The organism is Paracoccus kondratievae (assembly GCF_009301415.1).
In the GTDB taxonomy this organism is placed as follows: Bacteria; Pseudomonadota; Alphaproteobacteria; order Rhodobacterales; family Rhodobacteraceae; genus Paracoccus; species Paracoccus kondratievae.
This window is the reverse complement of the sequence record NZ_CP045072.1, coordinates 437,187-460,142: the sequence shown is the minus strand read 5'-3', so window position 1 is coordinate 460,142 and position 22,956 is coordinate 437,187. Positions and strand designations below refer to the sequence as shown.

20 protein-coding genes are annotated in these 22,956 nt (G+C 63.7%); 3 read left to right on the top strand and 17 right to left on the bottom strand.

Translation table 11 applies throughout. The features are described 5' to 3' along the window. Nucleotides 1-31: 31 nt before the first annotated feature. From F8A10_RS02340 to guaB, 6 genes are all read right to left on the bottom strand, one after another. Nucleotides 32-1,183 carry an RsmB/NOP family class I SAM-dependent RNA methyltransferase gene (locus F8A10_RS02340; protein ID WP_152366602.1) on the bottom strand — a complete coding sequence of 384 codons (1,152 nt, stop codon included), beginning with the start codon at nucleotides 1,181-1,183 and terminating at the stop codon, nucleotides 32-34. 77 nt (nucleotides 1,184-1,260) lie between these two features. Further along, a complete protein-coding gene (locus F8A10_RS02335; protein ID WP_152366601.1) occupies nucleotides 1,261-2,070 on the bottom strand; it encodes a lysozyme family protein in 810 nt (269 codons plus the stop codon). Between the two features lie 107 nt (nucleotides 2,071-2,177). Then, complete coding sequence (locus F8A10_RS02330) at nucleotides 2,178-3,278, bottom strand: NAD(P)-dependent alcohol dehydrogenase (protein ID WP_010393025.1); 1,101 nt, start codon at nucleotides 3,276-3,278, stop codon at nucleotides 2,178-2,180. A gap of 13 nt (nucleotides 3,279-3,291) precedes the next feature. Continuing rightward, nucleotides 3,292-4,788 carry an aldehyde dehydrogenase family protein gene (locus F8A10_RS02325; protein ID WP_152366600.1) on the bottom strand — a complete coding sequence of 499 codons (1,497 nt, stop codon included), beginning with the start codon at nucleotides 4,786-4,788 and terminating at the stop codon, nucleotides 3,292-3,294. Between the two features lie 123 nt (nucleotides 4,789-4,911). Continuing rightward, entirely contained in the window at nucleotides 4,912-5,895 is a 984-nt protein-coding gene (locus tag F8A10_RS02320; RefSeq protein ID WP_152366599.1) for an AraC family transcriptional regulator, read from the bottom strand. 129 nt (nucleotides 5,896-6,024) lie between these two features. Continuing rightward, nucleotides 6,025-7,473 carry an IMP dehydrogenase gene (gene guaB / locus F8A10_RS02315; RefSeq protein WP_010393033.1) on the bottom strand — a complete coding sequence of 483 codons (1,449 nt, stop codon included), beginning with the start codon at nucleotides 7,471-7,473 and terminating at the stop codon, nucleotides 6,025-6,027. A 301-nt stretch (nucleotides 7,474-7,774) separates the two neighbouring features. On the opposite strand from guaB, the gene F8A10_RS02310 reads away from it, so the two are divergent. Further along, complete coding sequence (locus F8A10_RS02310; protein ID WP_010393035.1) at nucleotides 7,775-8,905, top strand: OmpP1/FadL family transporter; 1,131 nt, start codon at nucleotides 7,775-7,777, stop codon at nucleotides 8,903-8,905. Between the two features lie 68 nt (nucleotides 8,906-8,973). On the opposite strand, the gene murD is transcribed toward F8A10_RS02310, so the two are convergent. The 9 genes from murD to F8A10_RS02265 form a co-directional block, all read right to left on the bottom strand. Continuing rightward, nucleotides 8,974-10,374 (bottom strand): UDP-N-acetylmuramoyl-L-alanine--D-glutamate ligase, encoded by a 1,401-nt coding sequence (murD, locus tag F8A10_RS02305; RefSeq protein ID WP_152366598.1) that lies wholly within the window; start codon nucleotides 10,372-10,374, stop codon nucleotides 8,974-8,976. A gap of 71 nt (nucleotides 10,375-10,445) precedes the next feature. After that, a complete protein-coding gene (gene mraY / locus F8A10_RS02300) occupies nucleotides 10,446-11,528 on the bottom strand; it encodes a phospho-N-acetylmuramoyl-pentapeptide-transferase (protein WP_010393038.1) in 1,083 nt (360 codons plus the stop codon). Next, complete coding sequence (locus tag F8A10_RS02295; RefSeq protein WP_152366597.1) at nucleotides 11,528-12,913, bottom strand: UDP-N-acetylmuramoyl-tripeptide--D-alanyl-D-alanine ligase; 1,386 nt, start codon at nucleotides 12,911-12,913, stop codon at nucleotides 11,528-11,530. Before F8A10_RS02295 ends, mraY begins: the two co-directional genes overlap by 1 nt. Next, entirely contained in the window at nucleotides 12,910-14,379 is a 1,470-nt protein-coding gene (locus F8A10_RS02290) for a UDP-N-acetylmuramoyl-L-alanyl-D-glutamate--2,6-diaminopimelate ligase (protein ID WP_152366596.1), read from the bottom strand. Before F8A10_RS02290 ends, F8A10_RS02295 begins: the two co-directional genes overlap by 4 nt. Nucleotides 14,380-14,408: 29 nt before the next feature. Then, nucleotides 14,409-16,214 carry a peptidoglycan D,D-transpeptidase FtsI family protein gene (locus F8A10_RS02285; protein ID WP_010393044.1) on the bottom strand — a complete coding sequence of 602 codons (1,806 nt, stop codon included), beginning with the start codon at nucleotides 16,212-16,214 and terminating at the stop codon, nucleotides 14,409-14,411. Then, complete coding sequence (gene ftsL, locus F8A10_RS02280) at nucleotides 16,211-16,588, bottom strand: cell division protein FtsL (protein ID WP_010393047.1); 378 nt, start codon at nucleotides 16,586-16,588, stop codon at nucleotides 16,211-16,213. Before ftsL ends, F8A10_RS02285 begins: the two co-directional genes overlap by 4 nt. Continuing rightward, complete coding sequence (rsmH, locus tag F8A10_RS02275) at nucleotides 16,588-17,556, bottom strand: 16S rRNA (cytosine(1402)-N(4))-methyltransferase RsmH (RefSeq protein ID WP_152366595.1); 969 nt, start codon at nucleotides 17,554-17,556, stop codon at nucleotides 16,588-16,590. The genes ftsL and rsmH overlap by 1 nt, the downstream gene beginning before the upstream one ends. A gap of 2 nt (nucleotides 17,557-17,558) precedes the next feature. Continuing rightward, on the bottom strand, nucleotides 17,559-18,065 hold the full coding sequence (mraZ, locus tag F8A10_RS02270; protein WP_010393051.1) for a division/cell wall cluster transcriptional repressor MraZ: 507 nt from the start codon (nucleotides 18,063-18,065) through the stop codon (nucleotides 17,559-17,561). Between the two features lie 643 nt (nucleotides 18,066-18,708). Continuing rightward, nucleotides 18,709-19,815, bottom strand: coding sequence for an Mrp/NBP35 family ATP-binding protein (locus F8A10_RS02265; RefSeq protein ID WP_152366594.1), 1,107 nt, complete (start codon nucleotides 19,813-19,815; stop codon nucleotides 18,709-18,711). Between the two features lie 330 nt (nucleotides 19,816-20,145). On the opposite strand from F8A10_RS02265, the gene F8A10_RS02260 reads away from it, so the two are divergent. Together F8A10_RS02260 and F8A10_RS02255 are read left to right on the top strand one after the other, a co-directional pair. Then, nucleotides 20,146-20,376, top strand: a complete 231-nt coding sequence (locus tag F8A10_RS02260) for a DUF1127 domain-containing protein (RefSeq protein ID WP_152366593.1) — start codon at nucleotides 20,146-20,148, stop codon at nucleotides 20,374-20,376. 546 nt (nucleotides 20,377-20,922) lie between these two features. Beyond that, entirely contained in the window at nucleotides 20,923-21,720 is a 798-nt protein-coding gene (locus F8A10_RS02255; RefSeq protein WP_152366592.1) for a 23S rRNA (adenine(2030)-N(6))-methyltransferase RlmJ, read from the top strand. Here F8A10_RS02255 and F8A10_RS02250 read toward each other — a convergent pair. Then, complete coding sequence (locus F8A10_RS02250; protein ID WP_083825811.1) at nucleotides 21,717-22,379, bottom strand: N-acetylmuramoyl-L-alanine amidase; 663 nt, start codon at nucleotides 22,377-22,379, stop codon at nucleotides 21,717-21,719. The two genes, F8A10_RS02255 and F8A10_RS02250, sit on opposite strands and share 4 nt — an antisense overlap. Continuing rightward, nucleotides 22,376-22,933, bottom strand: a complete 558-nt coding sequence (locus F8A10_RS02245) for a hypothetical protein (protein ID WP_152366591.1) — start codon at nucleotides 22,931-22,933, stop codon at nucleotides 22,376-22,378. The genes F8A10_RS02250 and F8A10_RS02245 overlap by 4 nt, the downstream gene beginning before the upstream one ends. Between the last annotated feature and the right edge of the window lie 23 nt (nucleotides 22,934-22,956).

The window sequence follows — 22,956 nt, the reverse complement described above, 5'->3', positions numbered from 1 at the left end:
TGACGGATACGGCACACGAGTTAAGGAAGGATTAACGGCAGCGCATCAGCGCAAGATAAAACCCGTCCGAAGCATCAAGTGGTGAATAGCGGCGCTCCAGAACCATCTGGAACCCTTGGTTTTTTGCAAGAAAAACTCCAACCTGTCGCTCATTCTCTTCGGCCAGGACCGAGCAGGTCATATAGGCCAACACCCCGCCCGGCGCGACAAAGCCGGCTGCCTGATCCAGAATACGGCTTTGCGTAGCTAGAACACGGCGTAAATCATCGGGAGTCAGACGCCATTTCGCATCGGGGGTGCGCCGCCATGTTCCGCTGCCGGAACAGGGTACATCGGCGAGCACCGTGTCGAATTGCCCCTTTACCTTGCCTGGCTGAGCGAGATGGATCCGGACACCTGCGCGCTCGGCCCGCGCCGGCAGGTCGGCCATGCGATCCGCATTGATGTCATGGGCTGTGATCGGCCCCGCACCCTGTGCGGCCATAGCCAGCGCCTTGCCCCCGCCGCCCGCACATAGGTCAAGAAGACTGCCCCGTGCCGGCAGCAATGCACAGGCCATTTGCGGAGAGAGGTCCTGCAATTCGACCATCCCCTGCCGATAAGCATCAGACCCCGCTACACGCCGCGCGCCTTTTGTCACACAAATTGCCGAGGGCAGAACGGGGTGCGACCGGACGGCAATTCCTTCCTTTGCCAGCGCCTCAATTGCCTCCTCAGGATTGGTTCGAAGCGTATTGACCCGCAGCCAGACCGGAGCACGTTCCCGCATTGCAACGGCTGCGGCTTCAGCGTCAGGACCCAGCGATTCACGCCACAGGGGGATAAGCCAGTCGGGCAGATCCAGCACCTCGTCAGATGAGGGCTGGCGACCCGCCTGCAGCTCTGTCTCAACCAGCAGAGAAGGCGCGAACTTTTCGCCGGTGAAGAGCGACGCAGGATCAATTCCCTCCTCCTGGCAAAGACCCAGCATCAGCCCACGACCTGACATCGCACCACCCATGGCCGCACGCGAACGCAAACGGCGCAGGTTGTCAAAGACAAGATCGCGGACCGCAGCGCGATCACCAGATCCGGCAAAGCGGCTGGCGCGTGCCCAGCGGATCAGCGCCGCCTCGGCGGGCTGTCCTTCAAGGATCTGATCGAGAATGGCAATGGCTGCAGCAGCTCTGGCGGCGGGCGTCATGTCAGGCTGCGTCCCTTACGCGGCGAATGCGGATTACGGAGCGCAGAAACGAGCTTGGCGGCTCTTTGTCAATCCCGTTACCGGACCGCCTCGGGAGCCGTGTCGGATGGCCAGAGCGAAGCCCGCCTTTCCCCCTCTTCGCCGAGCCGGACGGTGACCAGCGGCCCGGCCCTTGCCCCAAGCGGCGAGCGGCCAGGTGCCAGCACCGCCAGCGAACCCGGCTGACCGGTAGCTGGACTGCCCAAAGGCGCGCCGAGCAGCATCACCCTTTCCCGCACCCTTCGGCGCTGGCCCGAACCGATGCCGGCAAAGCGGTTATAGGTTTCGGGAGAGTCGCTCAGACCCTGAAAGCCGCGGTCACGCAGCATCTGGTGCAGGGTATCGAACCGCGCCAGATACCGCTGGGCATTGGCCGGCGTGCGCGAGTGAAAGGCGCCTGCCGCCTGACGCCAGTCACCCGTCTCGGTATAAAGCTGAAAAACAAAGCGGGCAGCGTAACGGGCGTTTTCCAGCGGATCGAACATCTCGGCGACCGAGGAGAAATTCTCGCCATGCCAGCGATAGTTCAGCTGAAAACAACCAATGTCGATATTGGTGCGCCCCTGCGCGACCCGATCTTCGGCATAGGCGATGGCACTGGCGGGATCATCAAACCATGTCCCCTCGCCCTCGGCATTCGCACTCCACGCCCAGGGGCGGACGATGCCATCCAGCCTGCGACCGGTTTCGGTCAGGGTCAAGGCGCCAAGTACATCAACCGGCACGCCACTTTCCCGTGCGGCCTGCTGCGCCGCCCATTCGCAGATCTCGGCCGCAGGCATGGCCGGTATGCGAGAGGGCATGCAGACAAGTGCCAGAAGGCCAAGCAAAAGGACGAGACAGCGCATGTAACGGTCCGGGGAACATGTATCCGGACCATCTCTAGCCGAGAACCGTTAAGATCCGGTAAGCGGCCCCCAAACCTCAGCCTCGGGGGCCGCACACGGGCGCGATCTCACGAAAAGCGCAGCACCGACTTGATCGAGCGGCCTTTTTCGCTGTCCTCGATGGCTTCGTTGATCTGCTTGAAATCATAGAAGGTCACGAGCTTGTCGAAGGGGAAACGCCCCTGCCTGTACAGCTCGACAAGGCTCGGGATGAACAGATCGGGCACCGCATCGCCTTCGCAGATCCCGCGCACCTTGCGGCCAAGCAGTAATCCCCACGTATCAAGCGGGATCTCGGACCCGAAGGCCGGGGCGCCGATCATGCCGCATTCCCCAAGAATGCGGACCGAGTCCACCGCCTGCCTGAGAGCCTTGAGATTGCCCGAGGTCTCGAGCGAGAATTTTGCGCCAAGCCCTCCGGTCAGGCCGCGTACGGTTTCCACCGGATCGGCCCTGGTTGGGTTGATGGTATGGGTCGCGCCCAGCTCTTTTGCCAGCGCAAGCCGCTGATCGTTCAGATCGACGCTGATGATGGTGGCACAACCCGTCACCACCGCCCCTAGCACCGCCGACAGGCCGACTGCGCCCGCCCCGTAGATCACGATGGAATCGCCGGCTGAGGGATGGAGTGAGTTGATCACCGCCCCTGCCCCGGTCTGCACCCCGCAGCCCAGTGGGCCAAGCAGCTCAAGCGGCACGTCATTCGCGACCTTCACCACCGAACGTTCATTGCCAAGGGCATGTGTCGCAAAGGAGGACTGGCCGAAGAATCCGCCATGGATCACCTCGTCCCCCTTGCGCATCGTCGGCGAGCCATCCATGCGCGCAAAGCCGAAATTCGCCTTGGAGAAATCGCGGCAATACATCGGCTGACCGGTCTTGCAGGTGTCGCATGCCCCGCAATAGTGACAGCTCATGACCACATGATCGCCGGGCTTGAGCTTGGTGACCTTTGCGCCGACCTTCTCGACGATGCCCGCGCCTTCATGGCCGTACACGGCCGGGAAAGGGGCGGGAACGACCTGATCGCGAGGCAGCGTGTCAGTGTGGCAGATGCCCGTCGCGACCAGACGCACCAGAACCTCGTCCTCGCGCGGGTCGTCAAGCTCGATCTCTTCGAGCGAGAATTTCCCGCCCTTCTCTCGCATTACTGCCGCTGTGATCTTCATGGTCTTTCCTCTTTTACTGTATAGCTGCGAACCAGGCGGGCTTGACCCGGGTCTGGACGGTCACCGCCTTGAGATGCGTGTACATGTTCAGCGTCTCGTGACAGAATTCACTGCCGATCCCGCTTTCCTTGAAGCCGCCGAAGGGTGAGCCGGGCGCGAGATTGAAGTAGTTGTTGATCCAGACGTTTCCGGCCTGCAGCCGGTCCGCCGTGTCCCAGGCAGAGGCGAGGTCGTTGGTATAGATCCCCGCCGCCAGCCCATAACGGATGTCGTTCGCGTCATGGATGAGCCGGTCGTAGTCGCTCCACCGGATGACCGAGAGAACGGGGCCAAAGATCTCTTCCTGCGCGATGCGGGTATCGTTCGTGGTCTCGAAAACCGTCGGCTCGAAGAACCAGCCGGCATCGCATCCGGGAACCTCGGCCCGGCCTCCGCCCGTGGCCAGGCTGGCCTGTTCTTTGCCGATGTCGATATAGGACTGGACCCGACGCCCCTGCTTTTCCGAGACGAGGCAGCCCAGCAGAGGATAACTGTTGGTCGGATCGGCCACCCTGATCCGCCGCATCGAGGCGATGAGGCGCTGCATGAAATCGTCGTAAATGTCCCGATGCAGGAACAGGCGGGTCCCAGCCAGACATGACTGGCCGTTGCAATACATCGAGGCGAATGTGACGTTATCAACGATCGCGTCCATATCGGCGGCCGCGATATCCGGGAAAACGATGTTAGGGCTTTTGCCGCCGAGCTCCAGCGAGACGGGGACGAGGCGCTGCGCACCGGCGGCCGAGATCAGCCTCCCCACCTCGGAACTGCCGGTGAAGGCAAGTTTTGCGACATCGGGATGGCTGGTCAGGGCCGCACCGGCCTCTTCCCCGAAGCCGGGAACGATATTGATCACACCGGGCGGAAAGATTTCCGCAATCAGCTTGCCCAGCTCAAGCGTCGAAAGCGAGGCATGCTCGTCGGGCTTCAACACGACCGTGTTCCCGGCGGCGATAGCAGGCGCGATCTTGAACGCCGCCATGATCGCCGGCACGTTCCATGGAATGATCTGGCCGCAAACGCCGTAGGGCTCGCGTTTGGCGACAAGATATCCGTCGGCGATCGGCCGCCCCCAGCCCTCATGCGTAAGGATCGCCGCAGCAAAGTAACGATACTGCTGGACGGCGATCGCGTGGTCCAGCCCCGTCTCCCAAAGGCCGCGTCCGATATCCAGCGTATCAATCGCCATCAGCCGGCCGGCTTCGCGCTCGATGGCATCGGCAAGCCTGCTCAGGCAGGCCGCGCGTTCCTCGGGCGTCTTCGCCCGCCAGATCGGGAAAGCGGTTTTGGCAGAGGCAACCGCCGCGTCAATCTGATCCTTGCCGCAGCGGGCGATATCGGCCAGATGCTCGCCCGTCGCGGCTGCCGTGGCCGCAAAGACCGGGCCTTTGACCGGCTGGAAACTGTTGTTGATAAAGGCGCCATAGCTTCGGGACAGACTGGCCCGGGCGGCAGACACATCGGTCATCCGTTCTCTCCTGTCGTTTTTTCTCGGTTGTCGGGCCCGCGCGAGTCATGGCTCGCCACCCACAAAGGCTAGGCCCGGCCCCTGGGCGCCGTCTATCCGCTGCTGGCGAAAATCGGGGAAATACTATCCGTTTCTTGCGGATTTGCGGGTCTGGCTGGGCAATTCACCAAAACGCTCGCGGTAATAGGCCGAAAACCGGCCAAGATGGAAAAATCCGTGCGTCATGGCCAGATCGGCAAGGTCAGCCCCCGGATCCGCAATCAGCGCCACCCGCACCGCATCAAGACGAAGCTCGCGCAGCCAGACCATCGGCGACCGTCCCAGTTCGGCATGGCAAAGCGCGTTCAGCTGCCGCTCGGACAGCGCCGCGACACGAGCCAGATCGGCCAGAGCGATCGGCTGGCCAAGACGGGCGGTGGCATAGGCATGCAGCCGGTCGATGCGCCGCCTGCGCTGACGACCTTGCGGCAGGCCGCGGGGATCGGCGTCATCCACCACCCCACTGCCATTAAGCAGCAGGAACATCGCCAGCCCCTGCTCCATATGCGCAAGCCAGGGTGCCAAATCCGCGCTTTTGTGCCGTACCCCCTCGACGGCCACGAAAGCCTCCAGTTGCGCCCGCCAGTGCAGCGCGGCGGTCGGAGCGAGCATCCGCCCCGGATCGGCGCAGACAGCGGCAAGCAGATCCGGCCGGCCCAGCGTATGGGCAGCCTCGGCCATAAGGCTGTGCGGCAGGCGCAGGATCAGCTGCTCGCTGCCCTCGGACCAGCGCAGCCGGATGTTGCGGCGCGGCGAGCTGATCACCGCGCTGCCCTGAGGCACCAGCCGGCGCACGCCATCCGCCTGAACCTCGATCGGGCCAGTCAACGAAAAATGCACCAGCGAAAAGTGATCATAGACGACGGGACAGATACCCACCTCGGGGCCATATCGCAGCGAATAAAGCGACAGCCGGGGGGTGTCGAATTTGTAAAGCCGGGTATCGACCCGCCCCGCCTCCCAATGCAGATGATGGTCGGACAGCTCGGCTGCCACCAGACCATGCGTCTCCATTTGTTCACGGGAACGGAAAATGCATTGCTGATAGAGGGCAGCCAGCCCGGACATGGCGCATACCCTCTGCCACCCCGCCGTCCGAGCCTTTACACACGCATGACGGTTGTCAAGCCGGATGAGCGGGCGCGGCGGCTTCCCCGGGCCGTGGCTGGCCCGGAGGCGCTATCTGACAGGGCCCGATCAGCCCAGACGATAGTTCGGGCTTTCGCGGGTGATCTGCACGTCGTGGACGTGGCTTTCCTTAAGCCCCGCACCGGTGATGCGCACGAACTGGCAATTGCGCTGCATCTCGGCCACGGTCGCGTTGCCGGTATAGCCCATGGCAGCGCGCAGACCGCCGACCAGTTGATGGATCACCGCAGCAGCCGAGCCCTTGTAAGGCACCTGCCCCTCGATCCCCTCGGGGACCAGCTTGTCCGAGGCGGCGTCCTTCTGGAAGTAGCGGTCGGCAGAGCCGCGCGCCATGGCGCCAAGGCTGCCCATGCCGCGATAGGATTTGAAGCTGCGGCCCTGATACAGGATCACCTCGCCCGGGCTTTCATCGGTGCCCGCGATGGCCGAGCCGACCATGGCGCAAGCCGCACCCGCCGCGATGGCCTTGGCGAAATCGCCCGAGAACTTGATGCCACCATCAGCAATCACCGGCACATCGCCCGCGCCGCGCACAGCGTCCATGATCGCGGTCAATTGCGGCACGCCAACACCGGCGACGATCCGCGTCGTGCAGATCGAGCCCGGACCAATGCCGACCTTGACCGCATCAGCGCCGGCATCGACCAGCGCGCGAGCCGCATCGGCGGTGGCGACGTTGCCGGCCACAACCTGAACCTCGTTCGAATACGCCTTGATACGGCTGACAGCACGGGCCACGCCCTCTGAGTGGCCATGGGCAGTGTCGATCACCACCAGATCAACCCCGGCCTCGATCAGGGCAATGCTGCGCTCATACCCTTCATCGCCCACGGTCGAAGCAGCCGCAACCCGAAGCCGGCCCAGCTCATCCTTGCAGGCCAAGGGGTTCAGCACCGATTTCTCGGTATCCTTCAGGGTCAGAAGGCCGGTCAGCTTGCCAGCAGCATTGGTAACCAGCAGCTTTTCGATACGGCGTGCCTTCATCAGGTCGATGGCTTCGGCCCGATCGGCCGGCTCGCGCAGGATGGCAAGGTTGTCCGAGGTCATCACCGCCCGCACTGGCATCTCATCGCTGTTGGCAAAGCGCATGTCGCGGTTGGTGATGATGCCAACCACCCGGCCCGAGGCGTCAACCACCGGAAAGCCGGTGACGTTATAGCGGGCCTGCAGGGCCTTGGCATCGGCAATGGTCTGTTCGGGGGTCAGGGTGATCGGGTCATAGACGATGCCCGACTCAAAGCGCTTGACGCGGCGGACCTCATCGGCCTGCTGCTCGGTGGTCAGGTTGCGATGGATCACGCCGATGCCGCCTGCCTGAGCCATGGCAATCGCCATGCGGCTTTCAGTGACGGTGTCCATGGCGCTGGAAAGCAGTGGGATATTCATCCGGATCTGCTTGGTGACACAGGTCGTCACGTCGGCGGTCGAGGGCATCACCGAGGACGCCGCAGGAACGAGAAGAACATCGTCGAAGGTCAAAGCCTCACGAATCTGCATGGGAGCATCCTTGTCAGGGGTTCGTTTGGCAGTTTCCCATTTCACGGGCCGCGTGGAATGTCCAGCCTTCCGCCGTGCGATCTGCTAGAATTGGAAACAGTTTTTCGCGGACACGGCGCAAAAATCGTCGTAGTCCCGTCCTCTGGCCCCCGCATCGGGGAACGTTGCTGCAATGACACGGAACATAACATGGTACCAGACTGGACGCCGCGTCAGAATATGCGGGTGATTGACGCAGCCGCGACCCCTGCCGCAGGCTGGAAGCAGAGGTTCGGAATGAGCCTGTTTCTGGGAGGAAATCATGAATAGGATCATCACCGGCATTGGCGCCCTGCTGACCACCGCAGCGCCGGTTCTGGCCGGCGGGATCGAACGCGCGCCGCAGTCGATCGCGCCACTGTTCGAGCAGGGGAATTATCTGGAGCTGAGCTTTGGCGGCGTCACGCCGGAGGTCTCGGGCAGGGACATGCCTGTCTTCGGCGGAAGGGATACCGGGGACGTCGCACAGGGCTATGGCTTTGTCGGCTTCTCTTACAAGCATCAGTTCACCGACAACCTGTCGGGCGTCTTTATCGTCGAGCAGCCGTTTGGTGCGGACATCCTTTATGAGCCCGGCAAATCCATCGCCCTTGGCGGCACCCTGGCCGAGGTGAACTCGACCACCTATACTGCCCTTTTGCGCTATAAATTCGACAATAACTTCTCGGTCCATGGTGGTCTGCGCGGCTCACGCGCTGATGGGCATGTCAGGCTGAGCGGCGCTGCCTATGGCCCGCTCTCGGGTTACGACGTCGATCTGGACGGCGCCTGGGGCATGGGCTGGGTCGCGGGCGTCGCCTATGAGGTGCCCGAGATCGCGGCACGCGTCTCGCTGACCTACAACTCGCCCGTCGAACACGAATTCGACACGGTTGAAACCCATCCCCTCACCGGGCCGGTCAGCAGCAAGACCAAGGTCAAGACCCCGCGGTCCTGGACGCTGGAGGGCCAGACCGGGATCGCCGAAGATACGCTGCTGTTCGGCTCGATCCGTTGGGTGAACTGGTCCGAGTTCCGGGTCGAGCCGCAGGTGCTGGTCAGTGCTCCCCCGCTGGGCTTCGGCGTTGAGGGCGGGCTGGTCGAACTTGAAGACACCACCACCTATACCATTGGCGTGGGCCGCAAGTTCACCGAAAACTGGTCGGGTTCGCTGTCCTTCATGTATGAGCCTGAGAACAGCGATCTGGTCTCGCCCCTGTCCCCGACCAACGGTCGCAAGGGCGTCTCGGTGGCCGCGATCTATACCCGCGACAACCTTAAGGTCACGACCGGCGTCAGCTATATCAAGCTGGGCGATGCCTATGCCGAAACCGGCACTCCGGATCAAGAGCGGGCCAAGATGTCGGGCAACCACGCATGGGGCGCGGGGATCCGGATCGGCTATTCCTTCTGATCTCTCGACAAAAGCGAAAGGCCCCGGAACCTCCGGGGCCTTTTCTCATGCACAGGACAGGCGGGCGATCAGGGTTGCAGCGCCTGTACCAAAGCGGTGAAATGCTCGCCGCGTTTCTCAAAATTCGGATATTGGTCAAAACTCGCGGCGGCGGGGGCAAGCAACACAGTCTCGCCCGGTTGTGCCTCAGCGGCGGCGCGGGCGACGGCCTGATCCATGGTTTCAACAACCTCATAAGCGGTCTGGCCGATCTGCAGCGCAAAATCGCGGCCTGAATGGCCGATCAGATAGGCTTTCACCACTTCGCCCAGATAAGGCTGAAGGTCGGCGATGCCACCTTCCTTACCCAGCCCCCCGGCAATCCAGCGAATGCGCTTGAAGGCGGCAAGCGCCTTGGCGGCCGCATCGACATTGGTCGCCTTGCTGTCGTTGACCCAGCGCACGCCGCCGATCTCGGCCACGGTCTGACTGCGGTGGGGCAGGCCCTGAAAACTGTGAAAGGCGCTTTCGATCTCGCGCGGGGCGAGGCCGATGGCCCGGGTCGCGGCATAGGCGGCACAGGCGTTCTGGTGGTTATGCGCTCCAGGCAGACCCGTCACCTCGCGCAGATCAATCGAGGCGATCTGCCGGCCCTTGCGATACTCTGACAGAAAACCCTTGCGGGCAAAAACTGACCAGCCAAACCGCTCAAGCTTTTGTCCCGAGGACACCCGGATCACCCTATCATCGCCAGGCCCCATGCCAAGCTGATCAGCCAGATAGCGGCCCTCGACCTCATCCACACCGATCACGGCGCGATCCGGCCCACCTTCAGCGAACAGGCGGCGCTTGGCGGCGAAATAGCCGCCATAGCCGCCGTGACGGTCCAGATGATCCGGCGACATATTGGTCAGGACCGCCACGTCGGGGGTTAAAGCACGAGCAAGGTCGGTCTGGTAGCTCGACAGTTCAAGCACCACCACCTCGCCATCATGGGCGGGTTCCAGCGACAGGACACCCGTGCCGATATTCCCGCCGATCTGGGTCGGGCGGCCCGCCTCTTTCAGGATGTGATGGATAAGTGCTGTGGTGGTGGATTTACCGTTTGAGCCGGTGACGGCGATCACCCGGGGGGTGCTGTCAAACCGCTCCCATTCCGGGGTCGCAAAACTGCGAAAGAACAGGCCGATGTCATTATCGACCGGCACACCCATCGCATAGGCGCAGGCAATGACCGGATGCGGCGCGGGGTAAAGATGCGGGATGCCGGGGCTGGTGATCAGCGCCGAGATACCGTCCCAGTTCTGCTCGCGCGTAAGGTCAAGGACATGCAACCCGTCCGCGGCTGCCTGCTCGCGGATATCGGCACCGTCGTCCCAGACGACGACGCGGGCCCCGCCCGCAGCAAGGGCAGCCGCCGTAGCGCGGCCGGAGCGGCCGAGCCCGAGTACGGCGATGGTTTGGTTCTGGACGCCCTGGACCGGAATCATGACGCTTCCTTGATTGTGGCAGGCGGGGGAAGCTTCGCCTTGCCCCGCGCCCGGAGGGGGACGAATAACGGCTAGCGCAGCTTAAGCGTCGCCAGCCCGATCAGCGCGAGGATCAACGCGATGATCCAGAAACGGATGACGATCTGCGCCTCTCCCCAGCCCTTCTTTTCAAAGTGGTGGTGGATCGGGGCCATCAGGAACACCCGCTTGCCAGTACGCTTGAAGTAAAGCACCTGAATGATGACCGACAGTGCTTCGACGACAAAAAGGCCGCCGACGATGGCCAGCACGATCTCGTGCTTGGTCACGACGGCAATGGCACCCAGTGCACCACCAAGGGCAAGGCTGCCAGTGTCGCCCATAAAGACCGCAGCCGGAGGGGCGTTATACCACAAAAAGCCAAGGCCCCCGCCGATCAGCGCGGCGACAAAGACTGCAAGCTCACCCGTACCGGGCACCAGATGCACGCCCAGATAATTGGCGAAATTCGCGTGGCCGACCATATAGGCGATGACCGCGAAACTGGCCGCAGCGATCATCACCGGCATGATTGCCAGCCCGTCCAGCCCGTCGGTCAGGTTCACTGCATTGGCCGCGCCAAGGATCACCAGCACGGTAAAAGGCACGTAAAGGATGCCAAGGTTGATCAGCGCATCCTTAAAGAAGGGCAGGGCCAGCTCTCCGCTCAGTGCGGCGGGATGCAGCCAGGTGGCGGCAAGACCTGCGCCGGCAGCAATGCACAGACCAATCGCCAGCCGCACCTTGCCTGACAGTCCGGCGTGATGCTGTTTGGTCACCTTGGCATAGTCGTCAGCAAAGCCGATGGCGGCAAAGCCCAGCGTCACCAGCAGCACGATCCAGACATAGCCATTGTCGAGCCGCGCCCAGAGCAGCGTCCCGACCACCAGCGCAGCAAGGATCAGCAGACCGCCCATGGTCGGCGTTCCGGCCTTGGAAAAATGGTTCTGCGGCCCGTCATCACGGATTGGCTGACCCTTCTTTTGCTTGCGCCGCAGCAGGTCGATCAGCGGTCGGCCAAAGAAAAACCCAAAGAGCAGCGCAGTGAAAAAGGCGCCGCCCGCCCGGAAGGTGATATACCGGAACAGGTTGAAGAAATCCCCGCCGTCGGAGAGGTTCGTGAGCCAATAAAGCATTACGCTGTCCTTTCGCCAGGGAGCGTGCTTTGGCGCGTCCGCCGCAGCGCGTCAACCACCGTCGAGACCTTCGAGGACTTCGACCCCTTCACGAGCACGATATCGCCGGTGGCGACCAGCTCTCCCACCCTTTCGGCCAGTTCCGCAGCAGTCGCGGCATGCAGACCGCGCCGGGTTTCGGGCAGAGCCTCATGCAGGGCGCGCATACGCGGCCCGGCGGTATGAACCAGATCCACCGCCGCCATCGAAGGATCATCGGCCATGCCGCGATGCAGTGCGATTTCATCCGGTCCAAGCTCAAGCATATCGCCCAGAATAGCGATGCGGCGCCCCCCGGTCAGACGGGCCAGCGTCGCAAGCCCGGCGGCCAGCGAGGTCGGGTTGGAGTTATAGGCGTCGTCGATCAGCCGGATGCCGCCCAGATCCTCGACCGCGCCACGGCCCAGGGGCGGGTGCCAATCGGAAAGATGCCGCGCCGCCTCGGCCAGATCCGCCCCAGCCGCCGAAAGTGCGGCCAGAACACCGACCGCGTTCATCACGAAATGCGAACCGGCCGTAGCAAGGGTGAAATCCACCGTCTCACCCAGAACGCGGGCGCAGACGCGGGTCACCCCGTCCCCGGTTTCGGCCTTGATGGGTCTGGCCATGCCATGTTCGCCAAAACCGATCACGATTGCCCCGGCCTCATCCGCGTAGTCGCGCAAAAGCGGCGTCACGCCCAGATCCTCGGGCAGGACCGCGGTACCGGGCTGTAGCAGGCCACGAAAGATCGCGCCTTTTTCCCGCGCAATCCCTTCGATCGCGCCAAACGCCTCAAGATGCGCGGCAGCGACCGTTGTGATCATGGCAACATGCGGACGGGCCAGACGGGCCAAAGGCTCAATCTCTCCCGGATGATTCATACCGATCTCGATGATGGCGAAATCGGTGTCGGCGGGCATGCGCGCCAGCGTCAGCGGCACGCCCCAGTGGTTGTTATAGCTGGCCTCTGCGGCATGAATCCTGCCCTGACCGGCAAGGGCGATGCGTGCCATCTCTTTGGTCGAGGTCTTGCCGACCGATCCGGTGATGGCGATGACCTTGCCTTGCATCCGCGCTCGCCCCGCCCTGCCCAGAGCCTCTAGCGCGGGCAGAACATCGGGCACGATCAGCAGCGGCGCGTCGGGCGCGACACCTTCGGGGATGCGGCTGACCAGCGCCGCCGCCGCGCCCTTTTCCAGCGCCTGGGCGACGAAATCATGCCCGTCACGCGCGGCTTGCAGGGCGACAAACAGATCGCCGGGCTGAATGGTGCGGGTGTCGATCGAGATACCGGTGATCGCAAAGTCACGGGTGGCACGGCCGCCGGTTGCAGCAGCGGCATCCTGCGAGGTCCACAAGCTCATATCTTGCCATCCAGCGCCGCGACGGCCACCGAGGCCTGTTCGGCATCGTCGAATGGATAAACGTCACTGCCGATGATCTGGCCGGTCTCATGCCCTTTGCCCGCGATCAGCAGCGCATCACCCGGCTGAAGCGTATCGACCGCGCGCAGGATCGCCTCGGCCCGGTCTCCGATCTCGATTGCCTCGGGTCCAGCCCCGGCCATCACCTCGGCGCGGATCGCGGCCGGGTCCTCGGATCGGGGGTTGTCGTCGGTGACATAAACGACATCCGCGAATTGCCGCGCCGCCTCGCCCATCAGCGGGCGCTTGAGCCGGTCGCGGTCACCACCGGCGCCAAAGACCACGACGATACGGCCCATGACATGCGGTCGCAGCGATTGCAGGGCCGAGGCCAGAGCGCCGGGCTTGTGGCTGTAATCGACAAAGACCGCCGCGCCATTCTCGCGCACCGCCGCAAGCTCCATCCGGCCGCGCACCGTGGTGAGGCTCGACAAGGTGTCAAGCACGCGCGCCGGCTCATCCCCGGCAGCGATGACAAGGCCCGCTGCAGCCAGGACGTTCTCGGCCTGAAAACCGCCGATCAGCGCCAGACGCACCAGATGCGCCTGACCATACAGGCTGAAACGCAGATCCTGCCCGGTTGCATCATAGCGCTGGTTCAGGATGCGCAGGTCAGCACGTTCGGCACGGCCAACGGTCGTCAGCTTCAGGCCCCGGTCGCGGGCGATCTGTTCCATCTGCCGGCCGCGCGCATCGTCGATATTGATGACCGCGCCCGCACCTTCGTCCAGCAGCCGGTCAAAGAGCAGCGCCTTGGCGGCGAAATATTCATCAAAGTCCTTGTGGTAGTCGAGGTGGTCCTGACTGAAATTCGTGAAGGCCCCGGCCTTCAGCCGCACCCCGTCCAGCCGATGCTGGTCCAGACCATGAGAGCTGGCCTCCATCGCCGCATGGGTGACGCCCTCGGCGGCCGCCTCGGCCAGAACGCGGTGCAGGGTGATCGGCTCGGGCGTGGTATGGGCCAGCTTGGCCTGATAGTCGCCCTGCACGCCCATGGTGCCCAGGCTGATCGCCTTATGGCCAAGCGCCTGCCAGATCTGGCGGGTAAAGGTCGCAACCGAGGTCTTGCCCGAGGTGCCGGTGACAGCAACCATCGTCTCGGGTTGGGCGGCAAACCACAGCGCGGCGGCACCGGCAAGCGCGGCGCGCGGATCCTCGGCCACGACCAGCGCCGCATCTGCGCCTGCCAATTCGGCAGCAGCAACCTCGGCGCCCTTGCGGTCGGTCAGGACCGCCCCTGCGCCCTGGCGCAACGCGTATTGGATGAACTCGGCCCCATGCACCGCCGAACCCGGCAGCGCCGCGAACAGGCAGCCCGGCCTGACTTGCCGCGAATCGACAGCCAGGCCCGTAATCTCGGGGTCGCGCCCCTTGTCCCCTCTAAGCCCCAGAAGGGACAGTCGCATCGCCCGGTCCGTCACGGAACCTCCGTTCATCAGTTCGAGACGAGCTTTAGCCGATCCGGCAAAGGCCGTTCAACCATCGGCAACTTGGTTTCCGTGGTCGGACGCAGGCCCAGAAGCGGCGCGACGCGACGTATCACCTCGGCCGCCACCGGTGCCGAGGTCGCACCCGCCGTCCGGCTTTCGCCGCCCGGCCCCTTGGTCGAGGGCTCGTCCAGCGACAGGACCAGAACATATTGCGGATCGCTGGCCGGAAAGACCGAAGCAAAAGTCGAGACCACCTTGTTGCCGTAATAGCCGCCCGAGGGACGCGGTTTGTCGGCGGTGCCGGTCTTGCCCGCGACCTCATAGCCTTCGACATTGGCGCTGCGACCGCTGCCCCGGACCACCACCTGACGCAGCATCTGGACGGCGATGTGCGCCGCCTCGGGCGAAAGCACCTGCTCACCCCCGCGCTGGTTGCGACCGTGGATCAGTGTCGGCACCACGCGCTTGCCCCCGTTGGCGACAGTTGCATAGGCCGAGGCCAGATGCAGCGGGCTCGCGGCAAGACCATGGCCAAAGGCGACCGTCGCCGAGGTCACGGCGGGCCAGCGTTTCGGCACCAGCGGCTTGCCGGTCGGGGCCTCGCTCATCTCGATCGGGGTCGGCTCAAAGAAGCCCAGTTTCTCAAGGAAATCCCGCTGCCGCTCGGCCCCGAGCAGCTGCGCCACCCGGACGGTGCCGACGTTCGAGGATTTCACGATGATATCCGTCACCGAAAGCGTGCCGTAATTGTGGCCGCGGAATTCGTTGATCAGATATTTGCCGATCTTCATCGGCGCTTTGGCATTGATCATCGTGGTCGGGCTGACCAGCTTGAGGTCAATCGCCTGCGCCACCGGGAAGATCTTGAAGGTCGAGCCCAGCTCGTACTGCCCCTGAACCGCGCGGTTGAACAGCGGGCTGTCCGAGGGATCACCCTTCAGCAGTGGGCGCGGCCGGTCATTGGGATCGAAATCGGGCAGGCTTGCCATCGCGACGATCTCGCCGGTCTTGACCTCCATCAGGATGCCGGTCGCACCCTTGGCGTTCATGACCTTCATGCCGTTGCTCAGCACTTCTTCCATCGCGGCCTGCACGGTCAGGTCCAGCGACAGGGTCAGAGGCGCGCCATCATTGGCCGGATCGCGCAGCCAGTGGTCAAAAGCTTTCTCGACCCCGGCTACGCCGACGACCTCGGCGCTGGCAACGCCTTCTTTACCAAAGGTCGCGCCGCCAAGGATATGGGCGGCAATATTGCCGTTCGGGTAAAGCCGCATCTCGCGCGGGCCGAACAGCAGCCCTGGCTCACCAATATCATGGACGGCCTGCATCTGTTCGGGGCTGATCTTTTTCTTGATCCAGACAAAGCTGCGCTTGCCGGTGAAATCCTTGCGCAGCCGTTCGATATCCAGGTCGGGAAAGACACGGACCAGCTCGCTTGCCGCGCGATCGGGGTCAACCATCTGCTGGGGATGGGCGTAAAGCGATTGGGTCAAAAGGTTCGTCGCCAGCACCCGCCCCTGACGGTCGGTGATATCGGCACGTTGTGAGATGATCTGCGCGCCGGTCGTCTGGACGCGCGGCTCGCTGGGCTGGCTTGAGGCCAGCACGCCCATCTTGAACCCCACCGTGCAGAAGGCCAGCGCAAAGGCGCAGGACATGAAAAACAGACGTGAGCGGGCGCTGTCCCGCGCCTTTTCCTGAATCACGGCATGTCTTTGCGCGCGGTTTTCCGCCTCGATGGCGTCAGGGTTTTCCCCGGCTTCGCGGGCGCGAAGGATGCGGGCCAGCGGGCGCAGCGGTGTGCGGATCATGGCGTGCTCTCCTGTGGTCTGCGGGGCGGATAACCGGCAGGGCGTTCGACGGGCGGGTTCTCGCCCGGTGCTGACGTCTGCGGTGTCGCTGTCGGAAAGGCGATCTGGCCCACATCGACGAACTGGTCCGAGCCAAAGGGGACCAGCTTCAGCCGGTCAAAGTTCAGATCGACAAGCTGGCGCAGCCGCTCGGGCCGGTTAAGAAAGGCCCATTCGGCACGCAGGACGCCCAGATCTTCGCGCAGGCGACCGATCTGGCGCTGGATGCTGCTCATCTCTTCGATGGCGGCCTGGGTACGGTAATTCTCGCGATAGGCCCAGAAGGCCAGGCCCATGACAGCAAGGGTGGTCAAAAGATACAGAATCGACCGCATCACGCCCCCTTTCCTGACAACATCGGCAGGCCGAGGGCCGAGGGATCGACCCGGCCCGCAACGGCATCTGTACGAATACCGACCCGCAGCAGCGCCGAACGCGCGCGGGGGTTCGCGGCAAGCTCTGCCTCATCGGGGCCGATGGCGCGACGGAAGGGCAGCGTAAAGGCCGCCGCTTCGCGCATCGCCTCGGGCGCATAGCGGCTGCCGCCTCCGGCGCTGTTCGAACGCGCCTGCATAAAGCGCTTAACGATCCGGTCTTCAAGCGAATGAAAACTGACCACCGCCAGCTTGCCACCCGGACGCAAGGCACGTTCGGCCGCAGCAAGACCGGCAACGAGCTGGCCGAATTCGTCATTCACCCAGATGCGGATAGCCTGAAAGGTGCGGGTCGACGGATGGCTTTGCCCCGGCTTGGGACGCGGCAGGCAGGCCGCGACGATATCCGACAGCTGCCCGGTGCGCGTCAGTGGCCGCGCCGCGACGATAGCGCGGGCAATGCGGCGGGCGGCGCGCTCTTCTCCGTAAAGGTACAGCACATCGGCGATCACCGCCTCGGGCGCAGCGTTCAGCAGATCGGCCGCGCCTGGTCCGTCCCCGCCCATGCGCATATCAAGCGGCCCGTCGCGCAGAAAGGAAAAGCCGCGTTCGGGCTGGTCCAGCTGCATCGAGCTGACGCCAAGATCCAGCACCACGCCATCGACAGGGCCGCCTGCCAGCTCATCCAGATCAGAAAACGTGCCTTCGACCAGACGCAGCCGGTCGCCATATTCCCCGGCCCAAGCCTTGGCCATGCCGAAAACGGTCGGGTCGCGGTCAATGCCGATAACCTGATCGGCACCTTGCGCCAGCAGGCCGCGCGCATAACCGCCCGCGCCAAAGGTGCCATCGACCCAGACACCCTTCACAGGCGCAACGGCCCGCAACAGCGGGCCAAGCAGGACAGGCACATGCGGAGCTTGCGCCATCCCTACCCCTCCTCCTGCGGACCCGAGGTCAAAAGCGACAGCGGATCGGCGCCGGGCTCAAAGTCCGGCACCAGCTCTTCCAGCCGGCGCTCTTCCTCTTCGTAGTTGTCGGGTGCCCAGACCTTGAGGCTGTCGCCGGCCGAAATAAAGAAGGCGCTGTCGGTCAGGCCGATTTTCTCGCGCAGCTTCTGGGGCAGGACCAAGCGGCCATCGCCGTCGATCTCAGTCTCTTCGGCATGGCCGTGATAGATGTTTTCCAGAAGGTTACGTTCGGCGCTGCCGCGTTTCATGGCCGAGATGCCACGATCAATCTCGTCCATGGCCTCCATGGTGAAAAGCTGCAGATATTTCCAGTCGCGGGTGCCAAAGACGATGACCAGCTGGGGGCGCTTGCCGGGTTCCCAATCGGGATCGCAGGACTCAAAGACGCGTCGGAACTTGGCCGGGATGGAAACGCGGCCTTTCGCGTCCACCTTGACCTCTTCCGAACCTCTGAACCTGCGTGCCAAGGGCCCGCACTCCTTCCACTGTCCCGTCCTTTCCGGTCCACCCGAAAAGGAAAGGCGGATCGGGCTGCTGCCACTGCCCGATCCGCCGCCCTCGTTCCCATCTCTGGGCCCCGTAGTTTCGGGGATCGCGCCCTGCGTTTTGCGCCACCTGGGGGAGGTGCTGCTCGCGCGCCGCAGAGGCATGTTCGGAAGCGGGTTGCCTGTATGAAAGCTGCTTGTCGCCTTTTGGGGTCTTGGTGCCCCTTTTGTGCCCGTTCCGTGAGTCAGGGATGCCATGGGATTTCATGGGACGCAATGGATTTGTTTGGGTGAAATTTGGTCGCAGGCGGGCAATCGCCTGCGAACAGTATGTGAACAGGCTCACGCAAACGCGATGACAGGGGAAGGTTTCGGATGTTGAGAGAGGTAAACCACAATATGTGGTGTCCAGAGACGATGTGGCAAATAAATCCCACCAATTCCCGGAATCGTCCCGATCAAGGCCGAAATCGCCATTTCATCGCTGGAACAGGGGGTGAGATTCGCCGATTCGTGCAGCGATTCACGGATTATCACGCCGCAGTGATTCGGAGCTGTGCCGTCATTCCCGTAAATTCCCGGACCCGTTCCCGTGTTTTCCCGAACGGGTCCAGAGGTGTCGTTCCTAGGCCAGACCGTCCGCGATCAGACGCGCCGCCAGACGGGCAAAGGATTGAGCCACCGGCCCGTCACCAGATGCGATGGGCGCACCTTCATCACCGGCAAGCCGGACATCAAGGCTAAGAGGGATCTCACCCAGAAACGGCAGGCCCAGCATTTGCGCCTCGGCAGCGACGCCGCCATGGCCGAACAGATGCGCCTCATGCCCGCAGTTGGGGCAGACATAGGTGGACATGTTTTCGACCAGTCCCAGAACCGGGGTCTTGAGCTTGTCAAACATGTCGATAGCGCGGCGCGCATCGATCAGCGCCACATCCTGCGGAGTCGAGACGATGATCGCGCCGGTCACCTGCGCCTTTTGGCACAGCGACAGCTGCACATCGCCCGTGCCCGGTGGCAGGTCGACCAGCAGCACGTCCAGCTCACCCCACTTCACCTGATTGAGCATCTGCTGCAGCGCGCCCATCAGCATCGGACCGCGCCAGACGACCGCCTCACCCTCTTTCATCATCAGGCCCAGCGACATGACCGTGACGCCATGAGCGTGCAGCGGTTCAATCATCTGGCCGTCGCTGGTCGGACGCTGCCCGGTCAGGCCCAGCATCCGCGGCTGCGAAGGACCATATATATCTGCGTCAAGCAGCCCGACGCGACGGCCCTGACGCGCCAGCGCCACGGCAAGGTTCGAGGTCAGCGTCGATTTCCCGACGCCCCCTTTTCCCGAGCCGATGGCCACGATCCGCGCCACGCCCCCGACCGGGGCCGGCCCGGCCTGCGGCGTGGGGTGACGGCCGATCTTAAGGCTGGGCGGGTCGCTGGCGCCGCCCGAACGGGCCACAACCTGCGGCGGTGCGCCACGCGGAGCAGCGGGGGCGGTGGTGACGATCTGCACCTTTTCGACTCCGGGCAAAGCCGACAGCCGGCGCTGTGCCTCGGCTTCGACCGGGGCAAGCGCGCGGGCAGTCGCTGCATCGCCCGCCTCAATGACGAATCGCACCAGGCCCGATTCGACGCTGAGAGCGCGTACGAGGTCCTGAGAAACCAGGTTTCCGCCCCCCGGAACCGCGATTTCCGCAAGTTCCTGAAGCACACGTTCGCGTGATATCGTCATCGCTACCCCCGGTTAGATCGACCCGCAACATGGCAATTCGGACATGGCTCGGCAACCCGGGTCCGAATAGTGATACCGCTAACGTATTGTGACCCCACGTAAAATACGACCCGGTCACTAGATATACGCGAATGAGTTTGTAAAGAATTTGAAAAATTCGCGGTTTATTAACGCATTGTGACGGCGTTCCAGAGACAGCCATGTCGTTTCTGCATAGCAGCATCTCGCCTGTGGGCGTTGTGCATATGCAGAAAACGGGCCATGTTCATTCCAACAGCGCGGGACAAGATTAAGTGACCGCGCCAACCGCAAGACGAAAGAGTGTATGAAATGGCTGTTCTCGATCTGATCCATGGCGGTATGCACCGCAACGCCGCACGCGGCAACGGGGCGATCGCGAAATTCGTGGCCGGCCTGCGTGAAAACATGGCCCGTCGTGCCGTCTATCGTCAGACCCTGCGCGAGCTGGGCGAACTGTCCGACCGCGAACTGGCTGACCTTGGCCTGAACCGCAGCAACCTCCGTGGCGTGGCGTACGAAGCCGCATGGGGGGCGAAGTAAGAATTTCGATACCCGACCCACTCCTCCTCCCTTGGGTCCGGGTTCAGGCGGCATCCTCCCTCCTCCTCCCTGAGGATGCCGCCGCTCAGATAAGGTGAAGCCCGCTCTCCTCCCTCGGGTTTCACGTTAAGGCGGCCCCTTACTCCTCCCTTGAGGGCGCCGCCAACCAATACGGCGAGACCTCTCCTCCTCCCGGGTCTCGCGGTTCCGGCGGCAGCCTCTCTCCTCCTCCCGGAGGCGCCGCCAAACCGATACGGAGAAGCCCCTCCTCCTCCCTGGGCTTTCCGTTATGCGCGGCGCCCTCCCCTCCTCCTCCCTGGAGGGCGCCGCCAAAATCCCCGCCGCAAGGCGGACACAGTTTGCGACGGTCCTTCTCCTCCTCCCTGGGATCGTCAGCACGCGGTAATGGCCTCCTCCTCCCTGCCATTGCCGCACCCTATGCGCGGCCCCTCCTCCTCCCTGGGCCAGCGTTACGCGGCGGTGCCCCCTCCTCCTCCCCGGGCGCCGCCGCTTTTCATTTTCAGGCCATCGGGTTAATCGCGGGACATGTTGTCCTATCAGCACGCCTATCACGCCGGGAATCTGGCCGATCTGCACAAGCACGCGTTGCTTGCTGCCATGCTTTCGTATCTGACCGTCAAACCCAAGCCGCTGTCCTATCTGGAAACCCATGCCGGACGTGGTCTTTACGATCTGACCTCGCCTGAGGCGGAAAAGACCGGCGAGGCGGCCGCAGGCATCACCCGCGCGTTGGCAGAGGACTGGCTGCCTGCAGATCACCCATTGCGCCAGGCCCTGGATGCAGTCCGCGCACGCCATGGTGCCACGGCCTATCCCGGCTCTCCGCTGATCGCACGACACTTCCTGCGCCCGGACGACATCGCCCATCTGGCCGAGTTGCACCCCACCGAGCATGAGGCACTGGCCGAGGTTGCGGGTTTTGCACGCCTGCACCAACAGGACGGGTTTCAGATGGCACAGGCAGTCTGTCCGCCTATGCCGCGCCGGGGGATGCTGCTCATTGACCCAAGCTATGAGGTCAAGGCCGATTACGACGCCATACCGCGCCATATCTCGCGACTGGTGCGCAAGTGGAACGTAGGCGTGATTGCGCTGTGGTATCCGATCCTGACCGGTCAGCGCCATGTGCCGATGATCGAGGCACTGCGGGGCGGCCATGCGGATGCGCTGATCTCGGAAGTGAACTTCCCACCGGCCCGATCAGGCCATGGCATGATCGGTTCGGGCATGGCGGTGGTGAACCCGCCTTATGGGCTGGATGAAGAAGCAGCGCGGATCGAGTCGCTGTTCAGTCAGCGCTTTCCGGGCAAGGCTTGGCGCTAGCTCGACAGTTTTTGGATATTTGAACACGAAAGAAGCCGGCCAGAGGCAAGCAAGCCGGCAAGCCTGCGGTCAGTTTCATCCTCGGGCCCATCCGCCCATGGACGGAAACGCAGGCGGAATGCGGCAAGCCGCGCGGGGGATTCTGGGTAACCAATGCGCGTCAGGCTATCGGGCAGGGGCAGATCGGCCCCCTCTCCCTCAGGCCAGATTGCGAGTCCTTGCAGGGCCAGCCGTCGCCAGTCAAAGCGCGGGCCCGGGTCGATCTTGCGTCCCGGGGCCAGATCCGAATGTGCGATAACGTCCCGAGGGCTAATGGACCAGCGCGCCATGATTTCAGCCAGCAAGGTCTCCAGCGCTGCCATCTGCGGCTCGGGGAAAGGACGGTCGCCGGGGTTAGCAAGCTCGATGCCGATGCTGCGGGAGTTGACATCCTCGCGCCCCAGCCACGAGCCCGCGCCCGCGTGCCAGGCGCGGCGATCCTCGGGGACCAGTGCCTCGGTCGTGCCGTCTTCATGGATCAGCCAATGCGCGCTGACCTCGGCCTCGGGGTCGCAAAGCCGCGCGCGGGCCGAAGGGCCATCGGCCATGCCGGTATAGTGGATGACGATCAGTTGAGGCTGTTCCCCGCGCCGATCGCCATGATTGGGGGATAGGCTCAAAGTCTGGACTGGCGGAAGGGGCGCGGATCCCAGCCGCAGACAAAGCCGTCACCGTCAGGGTCCATGCCATGTGGATCTATCACCGGTCCGCCTGCCGCGATAAAGGCAGCTTGCGCCGCATCCACGCTGGCATAGGTCCGGCACACCCGCGCCGCTGCCGAATCAGAGCTTCCGCTACGCTGATAGGTGCGTGTGCCCGGAGCCTGCGTCTCTTGATGAGCATAGCGCACCAGCACCGGCGTCACCCCCTGCCCGACGCGGACCGGGGTGCCTTGGGTGCGTGGCGCAGCCTGTTTCGGGGCTGTGGCAGCCTGCCGTTTCACGGGTGTGCCCGCAATATCGTCCGGGGTCGGCGCCTGAGCTGGCAGCTGGATCGGGATCGCCTTCGGCGCCTGACCCTTGCCATGCAGGGCAACCTCACGCTCTTGCAGGTATTTGGCATAGGCCGAGCCATTGTGCATGGCGCTGTAATTCGGGTTCCAGCCCGTATTTTCACCGCAGCCGGCCAGCGCAAGCACAGAGCCAAATACCGCGAGGGTCGCCAGGTTCCGCATCGGTCTCTCCCGTTTGTAGCCGG